Source organism: Mycobacterium sp., assembly GCF_965229105.1.
Classification (GTDB): domain Bacteria; phylum Actinomycetota; class Actinomycetes; order Mycobacteriales; family Mycobacteriaceae; genus Mycobacterium.
In genome coordinates this window covers 6416995-6442950 of the sequence record NZ_OZ245858.1, presented here as the reverse complement: position 1 = coordinate 6442950, position 25956 = coordinate 6416995, and the positions used below count along the sequence as shown (strand labels likewise).

Here is a 25956-nt window from a genome sequence, read left to right as displayed (position 1 = left end):
TGCCGCACATGTGCGGTTATGCTCATGGTGAATTTAACTATTGCGCCGATTCGATATCGATACCGCGTTCGGCTGCGTTTGCTGAACGGCTGCTCGGAGTCAGGCCATGAATATGTGCGTAGGTTTCGGTATAGCGCTCGGATATTCGACTGCCCGCGAATTCCGATGGGATGACATCGTTCGTCTTTTGCCGCCATTCGTTCAGCAGTAGGGCGAGGTCCTTAGCGATCGTCTCGTGTCTGGCGCTTACCTCGCCGACCAGCAGGTTACAGCTCTCTGTCGGGTCGGCCGTCAGATCGTAAAGCTCGCGTGGGGGCCGTTGACCACCGATGTGAGCAGCGACCGCCTGGCCGGGTGCGCTTTCCTCGATATCCCACGGGAGATCGAGAAGTGGTCGGTCGGCGTAATTCTCGATATAGCTGTATTCCTTGGTCCGAACGGCTCTGATCGGGTCAAAAGAATCGTGATACATCTTCATCGTGTACACGGCATTGCGAATTTCATGCTGATAAGTCAGCAAATTGTCGGCGTGCGACATGCCGTCAATTTCAGCTGGAATATCAACTCCGAGCAAGGCCAGCAGGGTCGGGACCAGATCGACGCCGCTGAACAGGTCGTCGTACACCTGCGCGGGGAGTTGCCGGTTTCGCGGTGGGCGGATGATCGTGGCGATGCCGGTACCTGCGTCGTACAGCGTCGATTTGGCCCGAGGTAGCGCCGGTCCGTGGTCGGTCATGAACACCACCCAGGTGTTCTTGTCGAGGCCGGTTTCTTCCAACGTGTCCAAGAGTTGCCCGACGGCCGCGTCGGCGACCGTGATCGATCCGTAGAAGTCCGCAAGGTCCTCGCGGACCGCGGGAGTGTCGGGTAGATAGTCGGGGACCTCGACGCCGCCAGGGTCGGCGGGTGCGTACCGGTCGTGCGGGTAGGGGCGGTGGGTTTCGAAGAAGCCGGCGGTCAACAGAAACTTTTTGCTCGGCGGGTTCTGCAACCACGCGGTGGCGCGCTCCACGACGTACTCGCAGTACGCGCTGGACACGTCGAACTCCTCGAAACCAAGGCGAGCCGGAAAGCTCGTCTCATGCTGCATTCCGAAAAGAGCTGTGTACCAACCAGATTCACCCAGCAGCTGAGGTATCGTCTGCACGCCTTGGCGGTATTCCCAGCCGTGGTGGGCCAGTCCGACCAGACCATTGGTCTGGGGATAGCGTCCCGTGAACAGTGAACCGCGCGACGGTGAGCACAGGGGCGCGGTGGCGTGGGCGCGCGCGAACAGGATGCCCTCGGCGGCAAGTTGATCAAGTCTCGGGCTCGATACGTCGGCGTGCCCGTACGTTCCGAGGTAGCGACCGAGGTCGTGCCAGTGCACGATCAGGACATTCTCGTCGGAGGTCACCCCGCTAGCTTGCCTGTCCACAGCCCGGTATTCATCCACAGGTAGGGGTTGTGGCGCCATATTTTGTCGCCGCTGTCTGGATAATAGAACACATGTTCGAAGTCGGTTCGTTGCCTGCGGTGTCGGCGGTGCTGGCCGTTGATGACACTGGGCTGATCGACGCCATTGGTGCCGCGGCCCGGTTAGAGGCCGCGACGATGGCACGACGGCTCGCTGCGATAGCCCAGTTGTATCACCGCCGGGCACGGCAGTACACCGACCGCGACCGGCTGGTCATCGATGTGCAGTCCTGTGTGGCCGCTGAAATCGCCGCCGCCCAACACATCAGCCGGGCCCGCGCCGGCTACCTCCTCGACGAGGCCGTGTTCCTGGCCGATCACCTGCCCACGGTGGCCGCGGTGTTCGCCGACGGCCGGGTCGATTACCGGGTCATCGCTGCGGTGGTATCCCGCACCACCCTGGTCACCGGCGATGACGATATCGCCCGCGTCGATGCCCTGCTGGCCCCACGGTTGCCGTTCTGGAACCGGCTATCAAAGAAGAAACTCGCCGAGAAAATCGACTGGTGCGTCACCGAGATCGATCTGCTGGCCAAAAAAGACACCCACACCCGCGACGAGGACCGCTACATCACCATCGGCCCCGACCCCGCCGGCACCGCCCAAATCTGCGGCACCCTGCGCGCCCCCGACGCCATCGCATTGGACACCCGCCTCTCGCAACTGGCCGATACCGTCTGCCCCCACGACCCGCGGACCAAAGACCAACGCCGCGCCGATGCCACCGGCGCCCTCGCCGCCGGCGCCCACCGCCTAACGTGTCTGTGCGGGCGCAACGACTGCCCCGTTGGCAGCGGTGCACCCCCAACACCCAGCAATGTGCTGGTACAGGTTGTGGCCGAGCAGGCCACCCTCACCGGTGACTCCGACACCCCCGGGTATGTCCCCGGATACGGGCCCATCCCCGCCGAGGCGGTCCGCAACATTGCCGCCGGGGCCAACAAACGCACAATCCACCACCCCGGTGATGCCCCGGCCGAACCCTACTACCGGCCCTCGACCGCCCTGGCCCAGTTCATCCGCCTGCGTGATCTGACCTGCCGATTCCCCTACTGCGACGTGCCCGCGAGGTTCTGCGATCTCGACCACACCGTGCCCTGGCCCCACGGGCCCACCCACGCCTCCAACCTCAAATGCCTCTGCCGCGGTGACCATCTGATCAAAACGTTCTACACCGGCCCCGACGGCTGGCGAGACCGCCAACACCCCGACGGCACAGTGGAATGGACCTCCCCGACCGGACACATCTGGACCACCACCCCCGGCGGCGCCCTGTTCTTCCCACAACTCGCCGCACCCACCGGGACACTCGTGTTGCCTTCAGAGGTGCCACGACCACCAAACGGCACCCTAAAGATGCCCGTACGCGACCGCACCCGCGCCGAAGACAAACGCCAACACATCGACTACCAACGCGCCCGAAACCACAAACGCCTCTACACCGAAGTCGGACCCCCACCCTTCTAAGCTGGGGACCTCACGGCCAGACCTAGGTCTGTGCTGGGAGAACGTGCACGCCGGTCTTATCGGTGCTCAGGCACAGCGAGCAGATGTGCCCATCGTGGCTGGCAGCCTTCAACATATCTGGCCGCTCGTAATCATGGTGGCAGACATGGCATTTGAGATGCACATCAGACGGGTTGCCCAGCTCGTCTAGTAGCGGGAGATCAATTCCGTCATCGGTACGGCGAAGGTAGTACTTGCCTTTCGTGGCAACCGCGATGATCGGAGGCAGGATCAGGGCCAGTCCGATGGCAACCAGGGGCGAGTACGGCCGGATGCCCGCGCCGAGCAGACCGAAGAACGCCAGGATGGACACGCCCGCCGCGATCAGCATGGAGCCGAAGCCGACCGGGTTGAAGTTGTAGAGCATGCCGCGACGGAACTCCGGCTGCTTCGGCGACAGCTTCAATAGGTACTTGTTGAAGACGATGTCGGAAGCGACCACCACCACCCACGCCATACCGCAGTTGGCGTAGAAGCCGAGGATGGTGTTGAGGAAGTCGAACATGTTGGCTTCCATCAGGATCAACGCGATCAACAGGTTGAAGCCCAGGAACACGAGCCGGCCGGGGTAGGTCTTGGTGACGCGGGTGAACGAGTTGGTCCAGGCCAGCGAGCCCGAGTAGGCGTTGGTCACGTTGATCTTGACCTGACTGATGACGACGAGCACGACGGCCAATGTCATTGCGAGCCAAGGTGGCAGGAAGTTCTGGTAGATCTCCAGGAACTGATGCACCGGCTGATTGGCGATCCCCGCACTGTCTGCGACATTGGCGATCAGGTACACCGCGAGGAACAGGCCGACGATCTGTTTGATGGCACCGAAGATGACCCAGCCAGGTCCGGCCAGGAACATCCAGGTCCACCAACTGCGCTTGTTTTCAGCAGTCTTCGGTGGCATGAAACGCAGGTAGTCGTTCTGCTCCGCAATTTGCGCGATCAGCGACAGGCATACGCCCGCGGCCAGCAGCGTCGAACCGAGATCGAAGCCCTGCACGCCGTTCTCACCCTGATAGGCGAAGAACTGCCCGACTGACTCGGGGTGGCTGACCACCAGGTAGCCGAACGGTGCGACCATCAACACAAGCCACAGCGGTGTCGTCCAAACCTGCAGTGTGGAAAGGACTTTCATGCCGTAAATGACCAGCGGGAAGATGATGATCGTCGATGCCGCATAGCCGACCCACAGCGGGATCCCTAGTCCCAGTTGCAGACCCTGGGCCATGATCGAGCCCTCAAGGGCAAAGAAGATGAAGGTGAACGTCGCGAAGATGACGTTGGTGACCACCGAGCCGTAGTAGCCGAACCCGCTGCCGCGGGTGACCAGATCGAGATCGATGTTGTAGCGGGCAGAATAGTAAGCCACCGGGAAGCCGGTCACCATCACGACAATGGCGAAGATCAGGATGCCCCACAACGCATTTGTCGTGCCATAGGCGATACCGATATTCGCGCCGATGGCGAAATCAGCCAAATACGCGATGCCGCCGAGAGCCGAGATTCCAACCACCCGCGTCGACCACTTGCGGTAGCTGCGCGGGGCAAAGCGCAGCGTGTAGTCCTCCAAGGTTTCCTTGGTGGCGGTCATCGTGTCCAGATCGGCTTCTTCGATCTCGGACACCGGCTCTTTGCTGATTTCCGTCATGGCTGCCCTTCCCATAGCGCGCTGGGAGGACAGTAAATTCGCCGTGTTTCAGCGATATGACGGACGTGTTCCCGTCATAAAGCGATGAATTGACGTGCGCGTCACGGGGTTCAGATGCCGGAGGACCCCAGCACATGTACGGCGCCCGACGGATCGACCAGGTCCCAGATGGTGCTGTAGATCGCCTGTTTCGCGGCGTAACCCTGGTCCTCGATGTTCAGCAGGTCGACGAGTTCGTCAAAGCCGTAGTAGAGAAACGACACCGGCTGTGTCGTCAGCAGCAGCTGATTGACGGTGGTCTGAACGGCTGTGCCATTTCCACTAGTGAGCGCCTGCAGGATCTCGGTGACCGGGATCGGCACGTTCACGAACGGGATGACCTGGCTGAGCCGGTAGATGGCCTCGTAGGCCTCCCGGACGACGGGCGCGATCTCTGCCGGAAGGAAACCGACAATGGCCTTTTCGGTGTTCAGGATGTCAGCAGGCATATCCGTCGGCCAGGGGTCATCCGCACGGAGCGGATCCGACCCCGGTTCGTCGGTGGTCGCGGCCACCGACGAGGCCACGGCTGCGAGTGACGCTGCATCGGACTTGCTGTACGACGCCGACTGGACATCCGCTTCTTCCGGCGCGGCCGGCGCGGGGGTACTGCTGCTGCCCGCCGGATTTTGCGACAGCGGCAGACCCGATTCGCCCTTGTTGTGGAAAATCCCGAAGAAATCGAGGATGTCCCAGGTGGTCGCGTAGAACCAGGTCTTCACACCTTCGGCTTCGTATTCGAGGTTGAAGATGTCGGCGATCTGGTCGTAGCCGTAGAACAGAATGGCCACCGGCTGCGTCGTCACCAGCAGGTTGTTGATGATGCTCTGGGCGGCGTCTTTGGCCAGCACCGGATCGCCACTGGTGAAGTTCGGGATCTGTCCGAGGATGTTCGTCAGCGGGAGGACGACGTTCACCCAGGGGATGATCTGGGATACCCGGTAGCCGAACTCGAATGTCTCGCGGACCAGCGGCTGGAAGAACGGGATGGGGTCGAACAGGCCGACCGTGCCCAGCTCGAGCTGCCAGATCACTTCCGGCATGCCCACAGGGATGGGGTCACCGGCGCGGAACGGGTTCCAATCCCACGGCACGGGAGCGGTATTCGGGACGTACCAGCTGCTGTCGGCGGCTGCGGCTCGTGCCGCGGTCCGGGCGGATTCTGAGGACGACGCGGCCGCGAGGGGCTTCACCAGTACGGCTGCGGCTTCAGAGGCCTTCGTAGCCAGGTCGGGAATGGCCGTGTCAGTGGTCGGTGCGGCTTCGCTGGGCGTCGCGGCACTTTCCGGGACCACCACGTCGACGGACTCAACGGCAGTGGTTTTGGCGCCAGCGAACTGCTTCTTCAAACCGTCCACGGCGTCGGCCGGATCGAATTTCGGCGTGGTCGGCGTGGCGGCGACGTCATCGGCGGCGTTAGCCACCGGGCGCTTCGGGCCCGCCGAGGGGGAGTCCTTCTTCGCGGGCTTGGCGGACTTGGCCGCTCCCGTTGACTTCGACTCGCTCGATGCCGGCTTGGTGCTGTCGGCGTCGGCATGGGCCGTGCCCTGCCCGGCCACCGCGATGGCAGCTCCCACGCCAGCCGCAACCGCAGCTCCGCTGAAATAGCCGATGTACTTATTTGACGACATCGTCATCCTCTCCTAGACAAAGGCATCGTAGAGGGTCCGAGCAAACAAAGCAGAACTAGTTCTGTGGTTACGTGTAAGGAGTGAGCAAACGGACGGCTGTGACAGCGGCCACTGCAGCGTCGGTTTATGCGGCGATGTGGATCGGTTGGCTGCAGGGCTGGGCCTGGTTGGCGGTGGTCGACAACTGGTTCCTGGACGGCCTGTATCCGATCGGCGCGGCACACCCGGCATGGGTGACCTGCTGGAATGTGTTTTGCACGGTGCTGGGGCCGAACGCGTTCCGACTGCTCACTCTCGGGTTCATCATCTGGCTGCTGGTCCGGCGTTATCTGCGCGCGGCGCTTTTCCTGGTGCTCAGCGTCGAACTTGCCGGGCTGGTGACACAGGTGGCGAAATTGCTCGCAAACCGGTCGCGGCCACCGACGGCGATGGTGGATGCCTTCGGTACGTCATTCCCGTCGGGCCATGCGGTCGGGGTCCTTGCTGCTGTGCTGGCGCTGCTGACAGTGGGGCTGCCGCTGCTGGTGCCGCGCTGGCGGGTACCGCTGACGGTGCTTGGCGCGGTGATCGTCGTGGCCATCGGTGTAGGTCGGGTGGTGCTCAACGTGCACCATCCCAGCGATGTGCTGGCCGGCTGGGCGCTGGGGTACCTCTGGTACCTGGCGTGCCTGCTGGTGGTGCGGCCACTGCCGCTGACAAGGTTCGGGGTCAGCGCAACGGCCGGAACACCGGCAACCCTCGATAGCGGGTCGTGAAGCTGACGGACTCGAACTCGTGACCGACCTCGCCGTCGTGGGCGACGGGGATGGGACCGTCCAACGATTCGAACGCGAACTCCGGCACCTGTAGCTCGTGATACAGCGGGCTTCGGGGCAGGCGGCCGAGGGCGAGCGCGCCCAGGATCCGGGTTTTGGCGAACTTGCGCCCGGTTTCCAGGAACCGGACGTCGATGAGGCCGTCGTCCATTCGGGTCCGTCGCGAGGGAGCGAAACCGGGCGGCAGATAGACCGAGTTGCCGACGAAGAACAGCGAGGTCTGCAGCGTCTTGTTGTCGTAGCGGATGCGTACTGGATTGTCGTGCCGCAGCGTGTGCAGCATGGCGTAGACGCCTGCCAGCGGTTTGCCGACCCGTTTCTCCAGCTTTTCCCTGGTCTGCACGAACAGCGGGTAGGCGCCGATGCTGGCGGTGTTGATCACGATGAAATCGTCGTTGAGGCAGACCAGGTCGACGCACGACACCGTGCCTTCGCTGATCGCGGTCACGGTTTTCGCGACGGTGTCGCAGCCGATGTCCTTGGCGAAGTGGTTGAACGTGCCCGCGGGGAAGACCGCCAGCGGCAGCTTTGCCTCGGCGGCGATGGACGCCGCTGTCGAGACAGTGCCGTCGCCACCGCCGACTGCCAGCACCTCGGCTCGCCCGGCGGCGTCGCGCAGGATTGCCTCGGGGTCGTCATCGGGACCGAGTTCGATGACCTCGGCGGCGGGGAGCGCTTCTCGCACCTCATCGAGTACGCGGGCGCCGGTGCCACTGCCAGAGGCAGGGTTGATCACCACGACGACGCCCTTGCCGTCTTGTCGCTTCGGGGTATCCACGATCAACGGTTCGGTGACGGGGAGCCTGGCCTCGACGATCGGCGGGATGAGGCGACCGCCGAGGACTGCGACGCCCGCGCCGATTCCGAAGCCGGCGATGACGTCACCTGGATAGTGCGCACCGGTGGCCACCCGGGACAGCCCCACCATCCCGGCCACCAGGGCGAGTGCGAAGCCCGCGGGCGCGTTCTCCAGCCCGACCCCGACGGCGAACGCGGCGGCGCTGGCGGAATGGCCGGACGGTAGCGAATTCGAGGACGGGAAGTGGCGGATCTGGCGGGCCAATGGCACCGATGTCCGCAACGGCCGGGGGCGTTTCCATATCCGCTTTGCCATTTGGTTGGTGAACAGGCTGGTGGCGGCGAGTGTCAACACTCCTCGGGTGGCCCCGCGTTGCAGGGCGGGCCGCCGCGTCGCCAGAAGTGCAGCGGCGACTGCGAACCACAGTTTCGAATGGTCGGCCGCACGGGTGAGTGACGGCATCACACCGTCGAGCAGAGGGGTTTCGGACTCCGCGATCGCTTCGAACACCTCGCGATCGAGGGTGCCCAGTCCGCGTGTGATCTGGCGGAATCCCTGATTGCGTCGACGCGGCCAACGTTTCATCTAACCCACAGTAAGGGGTGGCGATCAGCGACCTTTGTTGTCGTCGCCTTCGCTCTTGTCGTTAGCTCGGTCGCTCGGGATGACGATCCGCTTCGACGAGACCGTCTTGCCGTCCACTTTCTTGGAGACGGTGGGTGGGGACGGGGGCGGTGTGGCGATCCGGCCCTGCACGGGTGCGCCGTTCTTGAGCGACGGGACGGCGACGCGTTTGGTGGCGGCCTTGTCGTCCTTGCTTTCTCCGCCGCCACCACCCATGCCGCCGTGCGGCATCGCACCCATCCCGCCCATGCCGCCCATGGGAGTGGTCTGAGCGGGGCCTGTTGCGGCCGGCATCGGCGGCATCGCCCTGCCCGAGGTGGGAGTTGTTGTCGCCGAAGGTGTCGCTGGCGGGCCGAGCATTGCTGTCGGCGTCGTGGAGCCGATACCGCCCCCGCCACTGCCGCCGCCGGAACCGCCGCCGCCCTCGCCAGCTGCAGGGTCACCTTCACCGGGCAGGCCGCCGCCAAGTCCCTGCGCTGCAAGCTCTTCCGGCGTTAGTTCGCCGCCCGCGTCCTTCATGGCGCCCATGCCCTGCTGGAGTAACTGCTGGCCGGTCTGGGCGAGCTGCTGTGGGATCTGGGTCAGTGGTTGCATCAGGCCGCCGAGCGCGCCGCTGACTGCCCCGCCAACACTGCTGAGCATCTGCGGAATCTGTTGTGCCATCTGCGATTCCTGGCCAAGGCCCTTCATCTGGGCGTCGGCCTGGGCTTCCTGCTCTTGAGATTTCAATGCAGCATCGGCGGCCGCAGCTGAGCGCTTGGCGTGGCCTGCCTCGGCCTCGGCTAGGTCCTTGGGGTCATCCGACGCAGCCAAAAGACCCAATGCCCCGCCCGCCACTTCAGCGGGGGAAGTTCCCGTGATAGGCGTATCCGGAGTGATCGCCGGTGGCGGCGGCGGTCCTGTGGCGATGTTCCCCCATTGGCCCGTGTCCTTGTACTGGTCTCCGCTCATCGAGAACCCCCCTGCGTGGCCATGCCCAACACCTGGAACCAGGCGAAGTGATATTTCAGGTTCGTCTGCTGCTTCGAGAGCAGCGCATCGATAGATGCCAGCAGCTGCCAGTTGCCGACTTCGGCGGCGTCAACACCATCCGGGTACGTCGCGAGGACCTTATGCGCGATGGCGTCGAGATGCTGATGGAGCATCTCAGCCTCGGAGTCCAAGACGCCGGTGCCTGCCGCACCCGCCTTCGCCAAAGTGTGTGCAAGCCGGGGCAATCCGTCACGCCAGTTGGTGGCCTGGCTCAGTTCCCAATTGAGTTCGTCGATATCCGGCACTTGACGCGAGCGGAACGACGTCGGAATCGGGTCGACGTCGTTCTCCGGCGGTAGGTAGTGGCCCGGCGTCCAGGTGGCTGTTTCCGTGGTCTCGCCGAGCAGATGCTCCAGGCTGCCGCGGCGCCGTGCTGGTTCCAAAAGCTTTACACCGGAGGGTATTTCGATGTGGGGTGGAATCCACCCGGAGGCCAGGTCGGTGGCGAGGACCGTGGTCCCGTCCTCGCGATCGCCGACGATCCAGCTCAGCTTGGGTTCTTGGCGGGCAACGAAATCGACTAGCTTCTGCAGGTGATTCTGTGCTGAGGTGCGCGCTGAGGCCGCACCCGCGACTGCACCCGCTGCCGTTGCCGCGACGGCGTTTTCGGTCAGACCCGCGGCGCCAGTCACTGGCGCGGGTGAGGAGGCCGGTACCTGTTTGACCACCGCTGGTTGGGCGAGCGCTCCTTGGCCGCTGGCCGGATTCACCGGTGCCGACAGTGGACTTCCTGCCGCGGGTGCCATCGGTGCCGGTGCCGCTGTGGACGTCGGCGGTCGGAGGTCGGATCCGTAGGTGGGCAGCGGTCCTGCCGAGGCTGCGGGCATTGCACCGCCGGCGGGTGCCGGCCCGGCCACCGGCGCCGCGGGGGCCGCATACATCTGTGAGCTGGTGTCCGCGGTCGGTGTGTAGGCCGGGGCGGCAGGCTGGCTGTACTGCTGCGCGCTGTCGAAGTTGTAGTGACCGCCCGATGTTGGAGCCGTGGCAGGGGAGACGTTGGCAGGAGCGGCGAAATCGTGAACCGGTGCGGTGGGACCTTGTGCCGCCTGGGTGATCCCCTGCGAAAGTCCTTCTGCGCCAGAGGACATCGGGCCGCCAGACTGCATACCGTTGTTGAAGCTCTGGGCGAGGCCTTCTGGTGTCAGGTTGGATGCTGCCGCGGACGGCAGGGACCCTGCACCTCCGCCGTGCGCGGCTGAGCTCAGGCCGCTGAGGCCGCCGCCTGCGCTGCCTCCACCTGCGCTGGCAGCACTGCCAAATCCGGAGCTTGCTCCTGCTGCGCCGGGCATGGGGCCCATTGCCGCGGCGGGGGGAGCGGAGCTGGTTCCGGGGACTGAACCGCCTGTGACCTGCCCCGTGCCGTTGCCTTGTAAGGCCGCGAACGCTCCGCCCGACGGCGGCGGGGGCACTGCGCTTGTAGCCGAGCTGTTGTCTGCGAAGCCCTGCCCAGGCAGAGCGCTAAAGGACGCTGGGACCGCGCCTGCGGTTGTTCCAAGTGACGACGGTTGAGGGTCGCCGACAGTCAGATTCTGAATATCACCCGAGAATCCACTATTTTGCAACGCGGATCCCGAATTGCTCAGCTGCTGAGCCGGCGATTTACCAAGCAAGCTCTTCACCTGCTGTTCAATAGCTTCGCGGCCGGGTGGTGGCGGCGGGGTTAGGTTGATGCCGTTGTCTGCCGCCCAAGTTTCAGGCGATCTGCCGTCCCCCTGGGCTGTCAGTACGGTTTGCATCGCGCCCTTTATTTGATCGACGCTTTGGATCGTCGCGCGACTCGAATCCTGTTGTGCAGTTTCGATGGCAGCAACGATTTTGCCGAGCTTTGTGGCGGGTTCTTTCGAGTTGAGTGCGTCATTAATGGCCTCATTGCCGACAGCTGCAGTCTGTCGCAGGGTTGAGCGCAAGTGTTCGAATGCTGTTGCCACAGTGGAAAAAGCGCTGCTCTTTGCGTGATTTTTCTCGGCTATGCTTGCCGCTTGCATTTCACCTCGGAGGAACGCTTCGCTAGCTGCATCCGCCGCCGCTCCTTGCTGCTGCGCTAGCGGTCCCTGCCTAGTGCTGGAAAGGTCTGCCTGATAATTCTCATACGCAGATTGAATTGTCGCTCTATTCCGAGAGGACGCGGCCGCCGCCTCGCTGGATGCTCCATGTGGCCAATAAGGTTCTATAAGAATTGGCGTGTACTGACCTGGGGGGTAGTCGGCAACCCCGCTCATTTGCAGGCCTGACCGATTTCCACGTCAGACGAGTCAATCTCTGTAAACAAGGGCTTGAGCTCGGGGTCGTCGCGACCGGCACCAGACAGCTGCGCCAATACCATGCCGTCCCAAGCAGCTGATATTTTTCGGATTCCATCTGAAAGGTTACCTGGCGTTGCGGGATTGGCCTTCAAAGTGTCCATTACGTAGCGCGAAGAAAACTGCGTCGCTAAACGTGTGTTCACAGCGATTAGTAACGTGAGTGTAGGGTCAGGGCTGGTCTGAGTAGCAGCACCCGTGATTGCCCTTTTGGTCTTATCGTAGGCACCGCAAACAGCGTTCTTCGCGTCAGAGATTTGTTGGTCGGTGAACTGCGGAACCGCATCAGCCGTTGTCGATGTCTCCGGAACTGGACGGAACCACGACCCGATGGCGACGGCAACCGCGATCAGTGCGACCACCAGCGATACGACAACCAGTGCCCGTGATTGCCTTGTGGCAACAGCTGGCCAAGCAGGCGGTGGGCCCCCAGGCGATCCGGGCGGTAGCCATTGTCCCCCGGGTCCGTACGGCGGATTGGTCATCCCTCGATGTTAGCGGCGATCCGCGCCACCGCTACTCACCTCTGGCCCACTCCCGGGTGGGGGTGCGGCTAACTGCTGCCGAGCTCTGCGTTGTCCTGTGAGTCGCCGACGGCGACGTGTGCTCTGCGATAGTTGACCGCCACCCCGCTCATTTGCAGGCGTCTACAAACTCTGCATCTGCCGCATCGAGTTTTGCGTACACAACATCAATTTCCTCTTTGGTTGCGCTGGCGAGGGTGAAGCAGATTCGTCTCTTGATACGCCAGAGCCGTTGCACGTACCGCACTAGCTAATCCTTCAACGGTCGCCGGGTACTGATCAAGCGTCGCTAAGAAATAATTTGCACTAGTAATTGCACCAACTCTGCCGTTCACCGCGAACAAGAATTTCACAGTCGGGTCATCACTAGTCTGGGCGCCTGCAGTCTGGGTCGCCCGGCCAACTAATTCATGCGCGGCACACACCGCCTTCTTCGCCTCCGCCACCTGCTGTTCGCTGTACTTCGGTGCCGTCTCGGCAGGAGCGGCGGCTTGGGCGGCGGGCCTGAAGAGGGCGACGACACCAAGAGCGATGGCGATGAAAATCCCAACGAACGCGACGATCAGGGGCACCCGCGAGGGCTTGACGACAGGCGGCTGTCCCCAAGTCGGTTGCGGGGGGCCGTAATACGGCGGAGTGGTCATGGCCGAAGCGTAACTACCAGCGGTGATAACGCCAGTCACTGAAAATCGAAGACCAAGACAGCAGCCAAATCGTGTCTAAACCTTGACTTGACCCTGGCGCGGCCAGCCCTAAGCATGGACTGATGCGCCGACTCCTGAGTGTGCTGTGCGCTGCTGCCTGCGTCGCGCTGCTGGCCTTGGCGTCGGCGCCTATCGGCACCGCAGACACCACGCCGTGGTTCGCCAACCAGGTCGGCAACGCCACCCAGGTCCTATCGGTCGTCGGCACGGGCGGCTCGGACGCCAAGATGGACGTTTACCAGCGCACGGCGACCGGCTGGCAGCCCGTCAGCGCGGGCATTCCCGCGAAGATCGGCGCGAAGGGCATGTCGGCCGACCATTACGACGGCTCGATGATGACCCCGATGGGTTTCTACACGCTGGACTTCGCCTTCGGCACCGCGCCCAATCCGGGCGGCGGCCTGCAGTACGTCCAAGTCACGCCGGACCATTGGTGGGACGGCGATATGAAGAGCCCGACCTACAACACCATGCAGGTCTGCAAAAAGGCCGACTGCCCGTTCGACACCAACCTGTCCAGCGGCACCGAGAACCTCGACATCTCTGCTTACAAGCACGCCATCGTCATGGGCGTGAACAAGGAACGCGTGCCGGGTAAGGGCGGCGCGTTCTTTGTCCACACCACCGACGGGGGAGCGACCGCGGGATGCGTCGCCATCGACGACGCCACCCTGGTCACGATCATGAAGTGGCTGCAGCCCGGCGCCGTGATCGCGGTGTCGAAGTAACTACAGCGCTAGCGCTGCACCCGGATTCAGCTTGAAGTCCAGTGCCTTGAGTGACAACTGTGCGTCATAGGTGCGGTCGTACCCGGTCAGGCTGAGCTTCCAGCCGTCGGGAGTGCGCCGGTATTTGTCGTGATAGAAACCGGCACCGATCAACATGAAGTCGAATTCGGGCACGATCACCTTGTCTTGCAGATACCAGGTGGCGGTCGCCTCGTCGCCGTCGATCGCGATCTCCGGATGCGTCACCCGGTGCTCGGTGATCACGTTCGCCGGCAGTGACGAGCGCATGTACTCCACGAGCGACGCCCGATCGGTGAAGCTGTGCGTCTCGCCGAGCGACGACCCGTAATTGCCGATGATGTCCTCGGTCATGGTGTCGGCGAAATCGTCCCAGTGCTTGGTATCCAACGCGCGCATGTAGCGGTACTTCACGACTTTGATGTCTTCCAGGTCACCCATGGACAACATTGCAACACACGTCACACTCGCTCCGGTGACACAGGTAGTCCACTACGCGTGCACCGAGCCCCGCGACTACCCACCGTGGGCAGATGGCTACGAAATATTGCGTCGTCGCCGGCGACACCTTTGGCTCACTCGCCTGGCAGTTCTATCGAAACAGCACACTGTCGGCGGCTCTGGCTGCAGCCAACCGCACTGCCGAAGACGCGCCACTGCCGGCCGGTCAAGAACTCGTCATCCCCTACATCACCCTGCGGCATACCGTCGCGGTCGATGACACCCTTTACGACCTCGCGCAGCTGCACTACGGCAATGGCGCGATGTTTCCCGTCCTGGCGGCGGCCAACCACATCGCGCCGCCCTACGTCGTCAAGGCGGGCGAGGTGATCCTGGTGCCCGACCTGGTCCACATCAGCCGCCACACCGTCTACCCCGGTGACACCCTGCTGGACTTCGCGATCCGCTGGTACAACGACGAGCAGTCAGCGCTGATCATCGCCTACGCGAATAACCTTGCAGAACAACAGGATATCCACGTGGGACAAATGCTGATCCGGCCCGGGCTGAACCGCAGGCACACGGTCGAGCCGGGGGAGACGTGGTCGCAGCTGAGCCAGTGCTGGTACGGCGACCCAGCCCTGGATCGGCTCATCGCGGCCGCCAATGGGCTCACCATCAGCGAACCGCCCACGACCGGGCAGCTGCTGTTCTTCCCGGACCTCGCTGAATTTTGACGCGGGTACCCATAAAGTCGGCGCATGTCCAAGTCGGCAAGCTTCGGCAGCTTTATCGATGGCTACCTCAATTCGCCGGTCTCCGGCATCGCCCCCTGGGTGCTGTTCGCGGTGCTGTCGTCACCGGGGCGGTTCGAGGTCGCGGTGTGTTCGGCCTTGGGCCTCTCGCTGCTGACGTTATGGGCCAGTAGCCGCCGCGGGATCGGCGTCTACGCGTTGGACGTCGTCGGCGTGGTGTTCTTCATCGTCCTCGCGGTGGTGGGACTGGTGGCGTCGGAAAACCAGATCGCCTTCCTGGAACTATGGGCCGGCGAGCTCACGAATATCGTCCTGGCCGTTTTCGTCCTCGCCACGATCATCGTCGGCAAACCGTTCACCCTGGCCTATGCGAAGAAGCAAGCTCCCGAAGAGTATTGGGACACCGCGCTTTTCCGCAGAATCAACTACGTGATCTCGGCAGTGTGGGCCGCGGCGTTCGCCTTTTCCGCCGCTGTCGGCCTCATCGGTGATGCGGTGCTCAAGGATCCCAACAACTTCTGGACCGGCTGGGTGCTGCAACTGGCTGCGCTGTTCTTCGCGATCGCGTTCACCGAGTTCTACCCCGACTACGCCACCGCCAACGATCCCGAGGCGGGTGAGGACGAACGCGCGCCATCGGTATTCAAGCTCTTCGACTGGCTACCTGCGTTTATCTTGATCGCGGGTATCTTCGGCTGGGTCACCGACGCGCTGCCCGACGCCGTGGGGATCGCCATGATCATCGCCGGAATCGTGGGTAGCGCGCTGGTCCGAAAGTTCGTCCCGTCCGATCAGGAGTCCAGCGCATGAGCAAATTGGCTGTCATCTACTACTCGGCCACCGGGCACGGCACAAAGATGGCCCATCGCATCGCTGAGGCCGCCAAAGCGGCCGGCGCGGAGGTGCGGGTCCGGCACATCGCCGAGACCCGCGACCCCGAGTCGTTCGCGCATAACCCGGCGTGGACTGCCAATTACGAGGCCACCAAGGACCAACCTGCGGCCACCGGTGACGATATCGTCTGGGCGGATGCCGTCATCTTCGGCTCACCGACCCGATTCGGCTCTCCCGCATCGCAATTCCGCAACTTCATCGACACCCTCGGCGGGCTGTGGGCGCAGGGAAAGCTGGCCGACAAGGTCTATGCGGGGTTCACCTCGTCGCAGACCGAGCATGGCGGTCAGGAGACCACCCTGCTGGCGCTGTACATCTCGCTCATGCATTTCGGCGGCATTCTGGTGCCGCCGGGCTACACCGACGCCCTCAAATTCTCAGATGGGAATCCCTACGGCGTCAGCCATGTGACCGGCCCGGAGAACAAGGCCGAGATAAGCGACGCGACCACCGCGGCGCTCGATCACTTGGCGCGACGGGTGGTCACCGTGACCGACCGGCTGGTCGGGTCCGCTGCAGATACTGCTTAGCCATCTCGACCAGCGTGCGGCGCTCACGCTCCCAGTCGATAGGCGCATGCATAATCATCTCGACCAACACCATGCCGCGTAGGGCCGCCCAAATGACTTCGGCGACATCACGATCGGCCGGATCATCGGAGATCAGCCGACCCAGCCCGCTGATGGCGTCATTCATCTCCAGCAGGTGCCGAAGCGATGATTCGCCCAGGCTGCCCCGGGTGGCGCGCAGGATCTCGAAGGCGGCCAACGACGTCGGGCTGCTGTAGCAGTTCCAGGCAATATCGACGACGGTCTCGATGCGCTGCTCCAAGGGAAGATCGCTGACGTGCGCCGACGACAGACTCTCCACCAGCTTGGCCACGCCGTCATCCACGACCGCCATCAGCAGGCCGTTGCGGTCGCCGAAGTGGTACTGAATCACACCCCAGGTGACACCGGCACGTTCGGCGACATGCTTGGCCGTCGCCGCGGCGAAGCCCTCCTCGACGATGCAGGTCACCGTCTCACCGATGATCCTGGCGCGCGTGTCATCACCGCGCTTACGGGGAGCGTCGGTGTTGCGGGTGGGAATGCCGGTTGTCATTGTTGACTTTATAACATTAATCGCTCTATGTTTGGCGCGTGACTCCAGCCCACAGTCGCTTTGAATCGTTGTCCCGCGACGAACTCGCCACCCTGGTTCCCGAACTCCTGCTGATCGGTCAGCTCATCGATCGATCCGGAATGGCTTGGTGCATCAGTAATTTCGGTCGTGAAGAGATGCTGCAGATCGCCATCGAGGAGTGGATGGGCGCCAGCCCGATCTACACCCGGCGCATGCAGAAGGCCCTGAAGTACGAGGGCGTCGACCTCATCACGATTTTCAAGGGACTCCAGTTGGACATCGGCGCCCCGCCGCAGTTCATGGATTTCCGGTACACGGTGCACGACCGCTGGCATGGCGAATTCCACCTCGACCACTGCGGTGCGCTGCTCGACGTCGAACCGATGGGCGAGGAGTACGTCCGCGGGATGTGCCACGACATCGAAGATCCGACCTTCGACGCCACCGCCGTCGCCACCAACCGTCGGGCGCAGATCCGGCCCATTCACCGCCCGCCCCGCACTCCCGTCGACCGCAACCCGCACTGCGCCTGGACGGTCATCATCGACGAGTCCTACCCCGAGGTCGAGGATCACCCACACCTGGCGGTCATCGGCGAAAGCCGTGCGGCCACATGGGAGTTGAACCCGATCGACCCCAGTGACGACGGTTTGGCGGATTACTCGGGGCCGCTGGTCAGTGACTTCGACTTCGCCGCCTTCTCGCATTCGGCGCTGGTGCGGATGGCCGACGAGGTGTGCTTGCAGATGCATCTGCTGAACCTGTCCTTCATCCACTCGGTGGGTAAACGCGCCGACGGTGATCTGAAGAAACAGATCTGCACCAAACAGCTGATCGGGCTGGCCGGGATCGCCGCCGAGCGCATCCACAAGGCACTCAATCTGCCCAGCGGGACCGAAGGTGTGCTCCGGGTGCTGGAGCTGCATCCGATGCTCAACCCGGCCGGCTACGTCGAGGCCGATATCGAAGGCGGTCGGCTGCACGTGCACCAGTGCGCATCCCAGGACGACGGGACGTGGATCGCACTGTGCTCGCCGGCCTCGGTGGAACCCCTGCAGGCTGTCGCGACCGCAGTCGACCCCTATCTGCACGTCCACGTCACCGGTACCGATACCGATTGGACTCTGGAACTGCAGCACAGCGACACCGCCGCGAAGGTGGCCCCCGAGGTGGAGGTCGTCAAGTTCAGCGGCGGCGCCACCTGGGAGTTCGAGACGCGCAAGTCGCTGCCACTGACTGTGGTCTGAACCGATGCCGTATCGCGTCGTGCAGTGGGCGACCGGTGCAGTCGGACGAGAATCCCTGCGCGGCATCCTCGACCATCCCGAGCTGCAACTGGCCGGGGTCAAGGTGTACTCCGACGATAAGCACGGCGTCGACGCCGGTGATCTTGTGGACCGCCAACCGGTCGGCATCGCGGCCACGACCGACATCGCCGAGGTATTGGCAGGTGGTGTGGACTGCGTGCTGTACACGCCGCGGACCCCGTCGGTCGATGACGTCTGCCGGATCCTGTCCTCGGGCGCCAATGTGGTGACCACCGCGTTCGCCTTCCATCCGGCCAGTACCGAACCGGCCGACCGGGAACGCCTGCTCGACGCGTGCCGAACCGGTGGTAGCTCCCTGCATGGCACCGGGCTGAATCCGGGCAACCTCGGTGCCGTCCTGCCGTTGGCGATGGCAGGCATGTGCCGCAGCATCGAGCGCGTGACCGTGCAGGAACGCGCCGACTGGTCGATGTACGACAGCGTCGACATCACCTTCGGGCAGATGATGTTCGGCGCCGACCCGGCCGATGTCACACCCGATGCGCCCAGCCTGCGCTACACGAGTGACCTTTTCCAGCAACAGGTTTGGCTACTCGGCGAGGCGTTGGGGGCCGGCCTGGACGAGGTGAGCACTGAGCTGGACGTGGTGCCGGCAAGCGAGGACAGGGAGATCTTCGGCCGCATACTGAAGGCAGGCACCGTGGCCGGGCAGCGGTGGCGTTGGACGGGTCGCCGGGCTGGGCAGGCGATCATTCAGGTTGAAACCCTCTGGGTGGTGGGGGAGCGCCAGCCCAAGCATTGGCCCACTCCGCAGCACGGCTGGACGATCACCATCGAGGGCACGCCGTCGGTGCAGGCTCATGTGGTGACGCTGGCCAGCTTCGTTCGCGATGTGCCAATCAGCGATCACGTGCAGTCGGCCAGTGTGGCCACGGCGATGCAGGCGGTCAACGCCGTGCCCGCTGTGTGCGCGGCAGCACCCGGTTTCGTGACGATGGCCGATATCCCATTCGTCTGGAATCGCACCGCTGCGACCTAGGTCGGGCCTGTGAGCAGGCTATGAGTGCGCGCCCAAGCGGGTGTCGGGGGCGCAACGGTTGCTGTGGGGCGGTTATGGTGGCCACTGCCCGCTGACCGACGCAATGCAAGGTGTACTCAGTGACCGACCCGCTCGGGTTGTCGATCGGGACGACCAACCTCGTGGCGGCGCGTGTCGGAAATCCACCGGTGACGCGCCGCTCAGTGTTGACGCTCTACGGCCACCGCCCTGCCGAGGTCGGGCTGCCGTCGGAGAACCCCAGCCTGACTGAGCCCGGCCTGGTCATGCGCGGTTTCGTCGAACGCGTCGGCGATCGGGTCCCGCTGGTCGCCGTCGATGGATCCACCCACTACGCCGACCGGCTGATGACCGAGGCGCTGGGCGCGATGGCCGACACGGTCGGCGGGCTTGCCCCGACGAGTGACGTCGTGATCGCCGTACCCGCCTACTGGTCACCGGCCACGGTGCAGGCCTTCGGCGCCGGATTGCGCACCGATCGCAAACTATCGCCCAACGGGGTCGCGCCCCGCCTCGTCTCCGACGCCGTCAGCGCACTGACTGCGCTGCAGGTCAATCCCGGTTTGGCGGCCCGTGGTGTGGTCGCCCTGCTCGATTTCGGCGGCAGCGGCACCAGCATCACCCTGGCCGATGCCGAACGGACGTTCCGGCCGCTCGGGGAGACCGTTCGGTATCCGGATTTCTCTGGCGATCTCCTGGATCAGGCGTTGTTGACCTCGGTGCTTGGTGATATCTCCCGGTCCGGCGACGTCGATCCCGCCGTCACGGCCGCGGTCGGTTCGCTGGCGAAATTGCGCGACGAATGCCGGCGCGCCAAGGAACGGCTCTCGCGTGAGACCGCGACCAATCTGATGGCCGAGCTGCCCGGTTTCAGCTCAGAGATCCGGCTGACCCGGGCCGAGCTCGAAACCTTGATCCAGGTGCCGCTGGACGGTGTGATCGCCGCGCTCGAGGACCTGTTGACCCGCAACCAGATCGGCTGGGCCGATCTCAGCGCCATCGCCACTGTCGGCGGCGGCGCGAGCATCCCGCTGATCACCCAACGACTCTCCGAGCACACCACGGCGCCGGTCGTGACCACGCCACGGCCCGATCTGGATACCGCGGTCGGCTCGGCATTGATCGCTGCGCGCGGACCCGACGCCGACGCACCCACCGGCATGGCCACCGCGGTGGGTGACGCCGCGACGATGGCACGCATGCCGGCCGCGCCGCCGGCCGGGTTCGGCGGTGACGCGCCAGGATCGTCGACGTTCCGTGCCCTGGCCTGGTCGCAGGACGACGAGGGCGTCGCCGACCCGGTGCCCTACGACGGGCCGGACCATTACGATTCACCAAATCCCTACGCCGGCAACGCAAACCCCTACGCGTTCGATGGAACTGGGGCGCGCCCGCGCGTGGAGTACACGCCATCGACGGGAATGGTCGAATCGCAGGGACGGCCCTGGTATCGGCTGCCGCAGCTCTTCGTCGGGGTGGCCGCCCTCATCGCGTTGGTTGCCGTCGGCGGAGTCGCGTACACACTGACGACCGACTCCACCAACACCACCCCGACCACCACGCCGAGTATCACTGCGCCGGTGCTGTCCACCACCGCGTTACCACCGCCGCCCCCGACGACGCCTGAGGTGATCACCACCGAACCACCTCCGCCACCTCCGGAGACCGTCACTGTGGCGCCACCTCCACCGGTGACGGAGTACATCACCCCGTCGACGACCACGACCACGACGACGCCGCCAACCACGACGACCACCACCACCACCACAACGACCACGACCACGACCACGACGACGACGACTCCACCGACGACGACCACCACTGAGCCGACCACCACGACGACGACGCGGCCCGATATGACGACGACCTACCTCAACATCCCGTTGCTCCCGCTGCCGATCCCGATCCAGGTGCCAAACCAGGCAACGCAGCCCTGAGCGAACCGTCGTGGCGCGTTAGACCGAATTCGCGCACACTGGGATCAACGCCGCGCAGATGCGGGGCAGTGCGGTCAGGAGGACCACAAATGGCGAACAACGGACCGTTCGGATTCGACCCAGAAGATTTGGACCGCATCGTGCGCGAAGCAGGCGAGGGTCTTCGCGACGCGCTCGGCAAAGGCGGTCTGGGAGTCTTCTTCGACCAGGCCACAGGCGGCCGCCGGTCCCGACCGGAACCAGAGACAGCCGGCGAAACGGGTGACGGCGTGTGGGCCATCTTCACCATCGGTGATAGCGGCGGGGCCACCGTCGAACAGGTGTACGCCAACGAACTCGATGCGTTGCGCGCCAACAAGCACAACACCGACGCCAACCGGAAAGTGCGTTTCCTGCCGTACGGGATCGGCGTCAGTGTGCTCGACGAGTCAGAACCCGACGAGGTCGCGGACTAGGAAACGCCCCGCTCGGCCTTGCCGACAGACTGTCATCGGTGCTCTGGCCGAGTTCACCACCACGGCTGCTGATGGTCGTGGATCGGTGGAAAACCGCAGCCATAAGCGACCATGATGATGAACTCGAGCAGAGCGTCGCAGAGAGACTAGACCCGCGCGACGTCACCCACGTTCTGCGGGTGGTGACACGCCGCCTCGTGGGCTTCGCCGTAGTCGCGTAGTGCGGGTTCCTCGGCTGAGCAGATCTCGGTGGCCCAGCGGCAGCGGGTGTGGAACCGGCAGCCGTCCGGTGGGTTGATGGGGCTGGGCACATCGCCTTCGAGCACCACCCGAACACGGCTGGCATTGAGCTTCGGGTCGGGGATCGGCACCGCTGACAGCAGGGCATTCGAATACGGATGAATCGGCTTGCGGTACAACATGTCCGAGTCGGAGTTCTCGACGATCTTGCCCAGATACATCACCGCGACCCGGTCGGACACATGCCGCACGACGCTGAGGTCATGTGCGACGAACAGGTAGGACAACTTGAATTCGTCCTGCAGTTCTTCGAGCAGGTTGATGATCTGCGCCTGCACGGACACATCCAAGGCCGAGACCGGTTCATCGGCGACCACGAGCTTCGGACGTAGCGCCAACGCGCGGGCGATTCCGATCCGCTGGCGCTGTCCGCCGGAGAACTCGTGCGGATACCGGTTGTAATGCTCGGCCTGCAATCCGACCCGATCCAGCAGGGTCTGCACCTGCCGTTTGAGATCGGCGCCACTGGCCAGACCGTGCAGTTCCATTGGGTCACCGACGATTTGGCCGATCCGCTTGCGGGGATTCAGCGAGGCGAACGGATCCTGGAAGATCATTTGCATCTGCCGGCGCAGCGGCCGCAGTTCACGTCGCGACAGGCCGACGAGTTCCTGCCCCTGAAAGCGGACCGAACCCGATGTCGGTGCCGTCAGCTGCAGTAGGGCCCGACATAGCGTTGACTTACCGCAGCCGGATTCGCCGACCAGGCCCAGTGTTTCGCCCTCGTGCAGGGTGAAGCTGACGCCGTCCACCGCGCGCACCCTGGCGACTTCGCGTTCGACGATGACGCCAGATTTGATCGGGAAGTGTTTGACCAGATCGGTCACCTCGAGCAAGGGTTCGCCGGCACTCATTGCGACACCGCCTTCCGTAGGCCGATCCGGCCGTCAACGTCACGCAGTCGGGTCTTGTCCTCGGGCGTGAGCCAGCATCGGTCGAGATGGCTGCCACCATCCTCCGGAGCGGTCAGCGGAGGTGGTTCGGCGCACTTGTCGAACACGTGTGGGCAGCGCGGCGCGAAGCGGCACCCGGTGGGCGGATTCAGCAGCGACGGAGGCGATCCCGCGATCGAGGGCAGACGCTCCGGGCGATCTTCGTTGAGCCGCGGCAGCGACCCGAGCAGACCCCAGGTGTAGGGATGCTGCGGGTTGTAGAAGATCTCGTCGAGCGACGCGTCCTCGACAATCTGCCCGGCGTACATCACCACCACGCGGTCGGCGGCTTCGGCCACCACCCCGAGATCGTGGGTGATCAGCACGACGGCCAGACCGCGGTCGGCGTTGAGCCGTTCGATGAGTGCCATGATCTGCGCCTGAATCGTCACGTCGAGCGCGGTGGTCGGCTCGTCGGCGATGAGCACCTCAGGTTCCAGGGCCAGGGCCATCGCGATCATGACGCGCTGACGCATACCGCCGGAGAACTCGTGCGGATAATCGCGAACGCGCCTCTCGGGGTTGGGAATTCCGACCGACCGCAGCAACTCGACGGCGCGTTCGCGGGCCTGGGCCTTGGGCACCTTGCTGTGTGCCCGGATCATCTCGATGATCTGGTCGCCGACCCGGTAGACCGGGTTCAGCGATGTCATCGGATCTTGGAAGATCATCGAGATGTGCTGGCCGCGAATCTCGCGCAGCTCATCATCGTCCAGCCCGGTGATATCGCGGCCACGGAATCGCACCGCACCGGCGATGGTGGTGTTCGACGACCGGGTCAGGCCGATCAAAGTCTGTGCGGTGACGCTCTTTCCGCTGCCGGATTCGCCGACGATCGCCAGGATCTCACCCTTGTGCAGATCGAAGGAGGCACCGGCGACGGCGCGCAGGACACCGTCCTCGGTGGTGAAGCTGACCTGCAGCTCCGCCACATCGAGAATGGGTCCATCGTGGTCAGTGGTCATGTCGGTGCCGCCTCTCCGAGCCGGATCCGGGGATCAAGGAAGGCATAGAGGATGTCGACGACGGTATTGAAGAACACGATGAAGAACGCTCCGAAGATGGTGACACCCATCAGCGGCGGCAGGTCCAGGCTGCCGATCGCTTGGCCGGCGTAGAGGCCAACACCGTTGATATTGAACACCGTTTCGGTCAGGATGGCGCCGCCACCAACCACCGCGCCGAAGTCCAGACCGAACAGGGTGACGATGGGGATCATCGAGTTCCGCAGGACGTGCTTGATCCGGACCTGACGTTCGCTGATCCCCTTGGCGCGGGCGGTGCGGACGTAGTCCTCGTTCATCACGTCGAGCATGTTGGAGCGCAGCACACGGCTGTAGAACCCGACGTAAAGCACCGCCAGGGTGAGCCACGGCAGTATCAGGTGATACGCCCACTGCCCGGGGTTTTTGGTAAACGGCACATAGCTCCCGGTAGGGAACAGCTGCGCCTTGAAGCTCAAGTAGTACAGCAGGATGGCCGCCAGCCAGAACACTGGCAGTGAAATGCCAACCAGAGCAAGGATTGTCAATGCGCGGTCGGTGAACTTCCCGGCGTGCACGGCGCTGAGATAGCCGAACCAGACCGCCAGCGCCATCCACAACACCGCAGCGCCGATGCACAGCGACAGGGTGGCAGGCAGCCCTTTCCAGATCTGTTCGCCGACGTTCTGCGAGCTGGCATATGACGTCAGCTGGCCGGTGAAGATCTGCTTCATCATCTTCAGGTACTGCATGGGTAGGGGCTGATCGAGTCCGAGATCCGCACGGACCCTGCCGATCAGGGCGGGGTTGGCGTTCTTGCCTGCGATGCGTGCGGCCGGATCCGAGTTGGGAATCACGTTGAAGATCAGGAAGACGATCACCGAGATCGCGAACAGCACAGCGATCATGCCGGCGAGGCGTCGGGCGATAAAGCGTCCCATCAGTGCTCCAGCCGGATCTTGGCTTTGGGATCGAGCGCATCGCGTAATCCGTCGCCGAACACGTTCAGTGAGAGCACCGTCAAGACGATCATCAACCCGGGCACCACCGTCAAATGTGGTGCCGTGTAGATGACTTGATAGCCATCGGCGATCATCGTGCCCCATGACGCGTTAGGTGCGCGCACCCCGGCGCCCAGGAAGGACAGCGCCGATTCCAGCAGCATGTTGTTGGCGATGTTCAGGGTGAAGAACACGATGATCGTGGAGACGATATTGGGTAGCAGCTCGGAAACCATGATCCGCAGTGGGCCGTTGCCCTGCGCGACCGCGGCTTCGATGAACTCCTTCTCCCGCAGCGCCAGGATCTCACCACGAATCGGGCGTGCCATATAGGGCACGTACACGAAACCGATGATCATGATCGGGATCCACAACGAGTCACCGGCGATCTGAGCGCCAAAGACATTCAGTCCGCCGATGGCCAGTGCGGTGCCCAGTGCGATACCGAGGAGCAGCACCGGAAAGGCCCAGATGACGTCCATGATGCGGGATAACGTCGAGTCGACCCAGCCGCGGAAATAGCCGGAGAGCACACCGACGATGACCGCCAGCACAGAGGTGACGATGGCCGCGACCACGCCGATGTAGATCGACGTTCGACCGCCGTACATCAGCCGCACCATCACGTCGCGACCGTTCTGGTCGGCGCCGAGCAGATAGCGACCGTGCAGACCGGGGCCAAGAGGCTTGCCGTCGGGCGCGACGACGTACGCCTCCTGACCGTCGATCATGATCTTGTCGGTGATGTGGTTCTCGTTGGGCCCGGTGTGCGCCACGTGGTCGGCCCACAACGGCGCCGCCAGACAGAACACCACGATCAGCAGGAACAACGCTCCGAATAGGAGCGCAACTTTATTGCGCCGCAAGCGGATCCAGGCCAGATACCAGGGACTGCGTCCGCGGATCTCGGCCGTGGACACCCCAGCTGGAATCGGTGGGGTGTCCGGGACCTGCACGTCGTCGATGGGGGCTGCCATCTAGATGTGCCTTA

Annotated in this window: 24 protein-coding genes; 10 read left to right on the top strand and 14 right to left on the bottom strand. The window is 63.9% G+C overall.

What is annotated here, in order from left to right; all coding sequences use genetic code 11:
* Window positions 1-37: 37 nt before the first annotated feature.
* Window positions 38-1396, bottom strand: a complete 1359-nt coding sequence (locus ADBZ9O_RS30455; protein WP_526527232.1) for a sulfatase family protein — start codon at window positions 1394-1396, stop codon at window positions 38-40.
* 92 nt (window positions 1397-1488) lie between these two features.
* Between ADBZ9O_RS30455 and ADBZ9O_RS30450 the strand changes: the two genes are divergently transcribed.
* Window positions 1489-2922 carry an HNH endonuclease signature motif containing protein gene (locus tag ADBZ9O_RS30450; protein WP_526527230.1) on the top strand — a complete coding sequence of 478 codons (1434 nt, stop codon included), beginning with the start codon at window positions 1489-1491 and terminating at the stop codon, window positions 2920-2922.
* 22 nt (window positions 2923-2944) lie between these two features.
* Here ADBZ9O_RS30450 and ADBZ9O_RS30445 read toward each other — a convergent pair whose 3' ends face one another.
* Entirely contained in the window at window positions 2945-4603 is a 1659-nt protein-coding gene (locus ADBZ9O_RS30445; protein WP_526527228.1) for a purine-cytosine permease family protein, read from the bottom strand.
* Window positions 4604-4713: 110 nt separating this feature from the next.
* Window positions 4714-6273 (bottom strand): hypothetical protein, encoded by a 1560-nt coding sequence (locus ADBZ9O_RS30440; protein ID WP_526527226.1) that lies wholly within the window; start codon window positions 6271-6273, stop codon window positions 4714-4716.
* An 80-nt stretch (window positions 6274-6353) separates the two neighbouring features.
* On the opposite strand from ADBZ9O_RS30440, the gene ADBZ9O_RS30435 reads away from it, so the two are divergent.
* Window positions 6354-7028: a phosphatase PAP2 family protein gene (locus tag ADBZ9O_RS30435; protein ID WP_526527224.1), complete on the top strand. Its 675-nt coding sequence runs from the start codon at window positions 6354-6356 to the stop codon at window positions 7026-7028.
* Here ADBZ9O_RS30435 and ADBZ9O_RS30430 read toward each other — a convergent pair.
* The 5 genes from ADBZ9O_RS30430 to ADBZ9O_RS30410 form a co-directional block, all read right to left on the bottom strand.
* Complete coding sequence (locus ADBZ9O_RS30430; protein WP_526527222.1) at window positions 6982-8472, bottom strand: bifunctional phosphatase PAP2/diacylglycerol kinase family protein; 1491 nt, start codon at window positions 8470-8472, stop codon at window positions 6982-6984. The two genes, ADBZ9O_RS30435 and ADBZ9O_RS30430, sit on opposite strands and share 47 nt — an antisense overlap.
* Before the next feature lie 24 nt (window positions 8473-8496).
* On the bottom strand, window positions 8497-9462 hold the full coding sequence (locus ADBZ9O_RS30425) for a hypothetical protein (protein ID WP_526527220.1): 966 nt from the start codon (window positions 9460-9462) through the stop codon (window positions 8497-8499).
* Window positions 9459-10832 carry a DUF5631 domain-containing protein gene (locus ADBZ9O_RS30420; protein ID WP_526527218.1) on the bottom strand — a complete coding sequence of 458 codons (1374 nt, stop codon included), beginning with the start codon at window positions 10830-10832 and terminating at the stop codon, window positions 9459-9461. The genes ADBZ9O_RS30425 and ADBZ9O_RS30420 overlap by 4 nt, the downstream gene beginning before the upstream one ends.
* 926 nt (window positions 10833-11758) lie before the next feature.
* The gene (locus tag ADBZ9O_RS30415) at window positions 11759-12205 is read right to left on the bottom strand and encodes a hypothetical protein (protein ID WP_526527216.1); all 447 of its coding nucleotides are present in this window, start codon (window positions 12203-12205) and stop codon (window positions 11759-11761) included.
* Window positions 12206-12534: 329 nt separating this feature from the next.
* On the bottom strand, window positions 12535-13011 hold the full coding sequence (locus ADBZ9O_RS30410) for a hypothetical protein (RefSeq protein WP_526527214.1): 477 nt from the start codon (window positions 13009-13011) through the stop codon (window positions 12535-12537).
* A 122-nt stretch (window positions 13012-13133) separates the two neighbouring features.
* On the opposite strand from ADBZ9O_RS30410, the gene ADBZ9O_RS30405 reads away from it, so the two are divergent.
* Complete coding sequence (locus ADBZ9O_RS30405; RefSeq protein WP_526527213.1) at window positions 13134-13799, top strand: L,D-transpeptidase family protein; 666 nt, start codon at window positions 13134-13136, stop codon at window positions 13797-13799.
* Here the strand turns inward: ADBZ9O_RS30405 and ADBZ9O_RS30400 are convergent, their stop codons facing one another.
* A complete protein-coding gene (locus ADBZ9O_RS30400; RefSeq protein WP_526527211.1) occupies window positions 13800-14258 on the bottom strand; it encodes a nuclear transport factor 2 family protein in 459 nt (152 codons plus the stop codon).
* Between the two features lie 92 nt (window positions 14259-14350).
* Between ADBZ9O_RS30400 and ADBZ9O_RS30395 the strand changes: the two genes are divergently transcribed.
* Genes ADBZ9O_RS30395 through wrbA form a run of 3 tightly spaced genes read left to right on the top strand, consistent with a single transcriptional unit; the run spans window position 14351 to window position 16437 of the window.
* Window positions 14351-14995 carry a LysM peptidoglycan-binding domain-containing protein gene (locus ADBZ9O_RS30395; protein ID WP_526527209.1) on the top strand — a complete coding sequence of 215 codons (645 nt, stop codon included), beginning with the start codon at window positions 14351-14353 and terminating at the stop codon, window positions 14993-14995.
* 24 nt (window positions 14996-15019) lie between these two features.
* The gene (locus tag ADBZ9O_RS30390; protein ID WP_526527208.1) at window positions 15020-15823 is read left to right on the top strand and encodes a hypothetical protein; all 804 of its coding nucleotides are present in this window, start codon (window positions 15020-15022) and stop codon (window positions 15821-15823) included.
* Window positions 15820-16437, top strand: coding sequence for an NAD(P)H:quinone oxidoreductase (gene wrbA / locus ADBZ9O_RS30385; RefSeq protein ID WP_526527206.1), 618 nt, complete (start codon window positions 15820-15822; stop codon window positions 16435-16437). The genes ADBZ9O_RS30390 and wrbA overlap by 4 nt, the downstream gene beginning before the upstream one ends.
* On the opposite strand, the gene ADBZ9O_RS30380 is transcribed toward wrbA, so the two are convergent.
* Window positions 16391-17011 carry a TetR/AcrR family transcriptional regulator gene (locus ADBZ9O_RS30380; protein ID WP_526527204.1) on the bottom strand — a complete coding sequence of 207 codons (621 nt, stop codon included), beginning with the start codon at window positions 17009-17011 and terminating at the stop codon, window positions 16391-16393. The two genes, wrbA and ADBZ9O_RS30380, sit on opposite strands and share 47 nt — an antisense overlap.
* Before the next feature lie 38 nt (window positions 17012-17049).
* Here ADBZ9O_RS30380 and ADBZ9O_RS30375 point away from each other — a divergent pair, with 38 nt between their 5' ends.
* The 4 genes from ADBZ9O_RS30375 (at window position 17050) to ADBZ9O_RS30360 (ending at window position 21749) form a co-directional block, all read left to right on the top strand.
* Entirely contained in the window at window positions 17050-18279 is a 1230-nt protein-coding gene (locus tag ADBZ9O_RS30375) for a hypothetical protein (RefSeq protein WP_526527202.1), read from the top strand.
* Between the two features lie 4 nt (window positions 18280-18283).
* The gene (locus tag ADBZ9O_RS30370; protein ID WP_526527201.1) at window positions 18284-19339 is read left to right on the top strand and encodes an NAD(P)H-dependent amine dehydrogenase family protein; all 1056 of its coding nucleotides are present in this window, start codon (window positions 18284-18286) and stop codon (window positions 19337-19339) included.
* A 119-nt stretch (window positions 19340-19458) separates the two neighbouring features.
* A complete protein-coding gene (locus tag ADBZ9O_RS30365; RefSeq protein WP_526527199.1) occupies window positions 19459-21294 on the top strand; it encodes an Hsp70 family protein in 1836 nt (611 codons plus the stop codon).
* Between the two features lie 89 nt (window positions 21295-21383).
* Entirely contained in the window at window positions 21384-21749 is a 366-nt protein-coding gene (locus ADBZ9O_RS30360) for an Rv0313 family protein (protein ID WP_526527197.1), read from the top strand.
* 146 nt (window positions 21750-21895) lie between these two features.
* On the opposite strand, the gene ADBZ9O_RS30355 is transcribed toward ADBZ9O_RS30360, so the two are convergent.
* The 4 genes from ADBZ9O_RS30355 to ADBZ9O_RS30340 are packed head-to-tail and all read right to left on the bottom strand — an operon-like array spanning window position 21896 to window position 25942.
* Window positions 21896-22903 carry an ABC transporter ATP-binding protein gene (locus tag ADBZ9O_RS30355; RefSeq protein ID WP_526527195.1) on the bottom strand — a complete coding sequence of 336 codons (1008 nt, stop codon included), beginning with the start codon at window positions 22901-22903 and terminating at the stop codon, window positions 21896-21898.
* Complete coding sequence (locus tag ADBZ9O_RS30350; RefSeq protein WP_526527193.1) at window positions 22900-23946, bottom strand: ABC transporter ATP-binding protein; 1047 nt, start codon at window positions 23944-23946, stop codon at window positions 22900-22902. The genes ADBZ9O_RS30355 and ADBZ9O_RS30350 overlap by 4 nt, the downstream gene beginning before the upstream one ends.
* Window positions 23943-24905, bottom strand: coding sequence for an ABC transporter permease (locus ADBZ9O_RS30345; RefSeq protein WP_526527191.1), 963 nt, complete (start codon window positions 24903-24905; stop codon window positions 23943-23945). The genes ADBZ9O_RS30350 and ADBZ9O_RS30345 overlap by 4 nt, the downstream gene beginning before the upstream one ends.
* Entirely contained in the window at window positions 24905-25942 is a 1038-nt protein-coding gene (locus ADBZ9O_RS30340; RefSeq protein ID WP_526527189.1) for an ABC transporter permease, read from the bottom strand. Before ADBZ9O_RS30340 ends, ADBZ9O_RS30345 begins: the two co-directional genes overlap by 1 nt.
* Window positions 25943-25956 lie beyond the last annotated feature (14 nt).

Excerpts from the sequence above, each read along its gene's own strand:
- ADBZ9O_RS30450 (WP_526527230.1), top strand. The coding sequence starts at position 1,489 with ATGTTCGAAGTCGGTTCGTTGCCTGCGGTGTCGGCGGTGCTGGCCGTT.
- ADBZ9O_RS30445 (WP_526527228.1), bottom strand. The coding sequence starts at position 4,603 with ATGACGGAAATCAGCAAAGAGCCGGTGTCCGAGATCGAAGAAGCCGAT.
- ADBZ9O_RS30440 (WP_526527226.1), bottom strand. The coding sequence starts at position 6,273 with ATGTCGTCAAATAAGTACATCGGCTATTTCAGCGGAGCTGCGGTTGCG.
- ADBZ9O_RS30430 (WP_526527222.1), bottom strand. The coding sequence starts at position 8,472 with ATGAAACGTTGGCCGCGTCGACGCAATCAGGGATTCCGCCAGATCACA.
- ADBZ9O_RS30425 (WP_526527220.1), bottom strand. The coding sequence starts at position 9,462 with ATGAGCGGAGACCAGTACAAGGACACGGGCCAATGGGGGAACATCGCC.
- ADBZ9O_RS30420 (WP_526527218.1), bottom strand. The coding sequence starts at position 10,832 with ATGCCCGGCGCAGCAGGAGCAAGCTCCGGATTTGGCAGTGCTGCCAGC.
- ADBZ9O_RS30410 (WP_526527214.1), bottom strand. The coding sequence starts at position 13,011 with ATGACCACTCCGCCGTATTACGGCCCCCCGCAACCGACTTGGGGACAG.
- ADBZ9O_RS30405 (WP_526527213.1), top strand. The coding sequence starts at position 13,134 with ATGCGCCGACTCCTGAGTGTGCTGTGCGCTGCTGCCTGCGTCGCGCTG.
- ADBZ9O_RS30400 (WP_526527211.1), bottom strand. The coding sequence starts at position 14,258 with ATGGGTGACCTGGAAGACATCAAAGTCGTGAAGTACCGCTACATGCGC.
- ADBZ9O_RS30395 (WP_526527209.1), top strand. The coding sequence starts at position 14,351 with ATGGCTACGAAATATTGCGTCGTCGCCGGCGACACCTTTGGCTCACTC.
- ADBZ9O_RS30390 (WP_526527208.1), top strand. The coding sequence starts at position 15,020 with ATGTCCAAGTCGGCAAGCTTCGGCAGCTTTATCGATGGCTACCTCAAT.
- wrbA (WP_526527206.1), top strand. The coding sequence starts at position 15,820 with ATGAGCAAATTGGCTGTCATCTACTACTCGGCCACCGGGCACGGCACA.
- ADBZ9O_RS30380 (WP_526527204.1), bottom strand. The coding sequence starts at position 17,011 with ATGACAACCGGCATTCCCACCCGCAACACCGACGCTCCCCGTAAGCGC.
- ADBZ9O_RS30370 (WP_526527201.1), top strand. The coding sequence starts at position 18,284 with ATGCCGTATCGCGTCGTGCAGTGGGCGACCGGTGCAGTCGGACGAGAA.
- ADBZ9O_RS30360 (WP_526527197.1), top strand. The coding sequence starts at position 21,384 with ATGGCGAACAACGGACCGTTCGGATTCGACCCAGAAGATTTGGACCGC.
- ADBZ9O_RS30355 (WP_526527195.1), bottom strand. The coding sequence starts at position 22,903 with ATGAGTGCCGGCGAACCCTTGCTCGAGGTGACCGATCTGGTCAAACAC.
- ADBZ9O_RS30350 (WP_526527193.1), bottom strand. The coding sequence starts at position 23,946 with ATGACCACTGACCACGATGGACCCATTCTCGATGTGGCGGAGCTGCAG.
- ADBZ9O_RS30345 (WP_526527191.1), bottom strand. The coding sequence starts at position 24,905 with ATGGGACGCTTTATCGCCCGACGCCTCGCCGGCATGATCGCTGTGCTG.
- ADBZ9O_RS30340 (WP_526527189.1), bottom strand. The coding sequence starts at position 25,942 with ATGGCAGCCCCCATCGACGACGTGCAGGTCCCGGACACCCCACCGATT.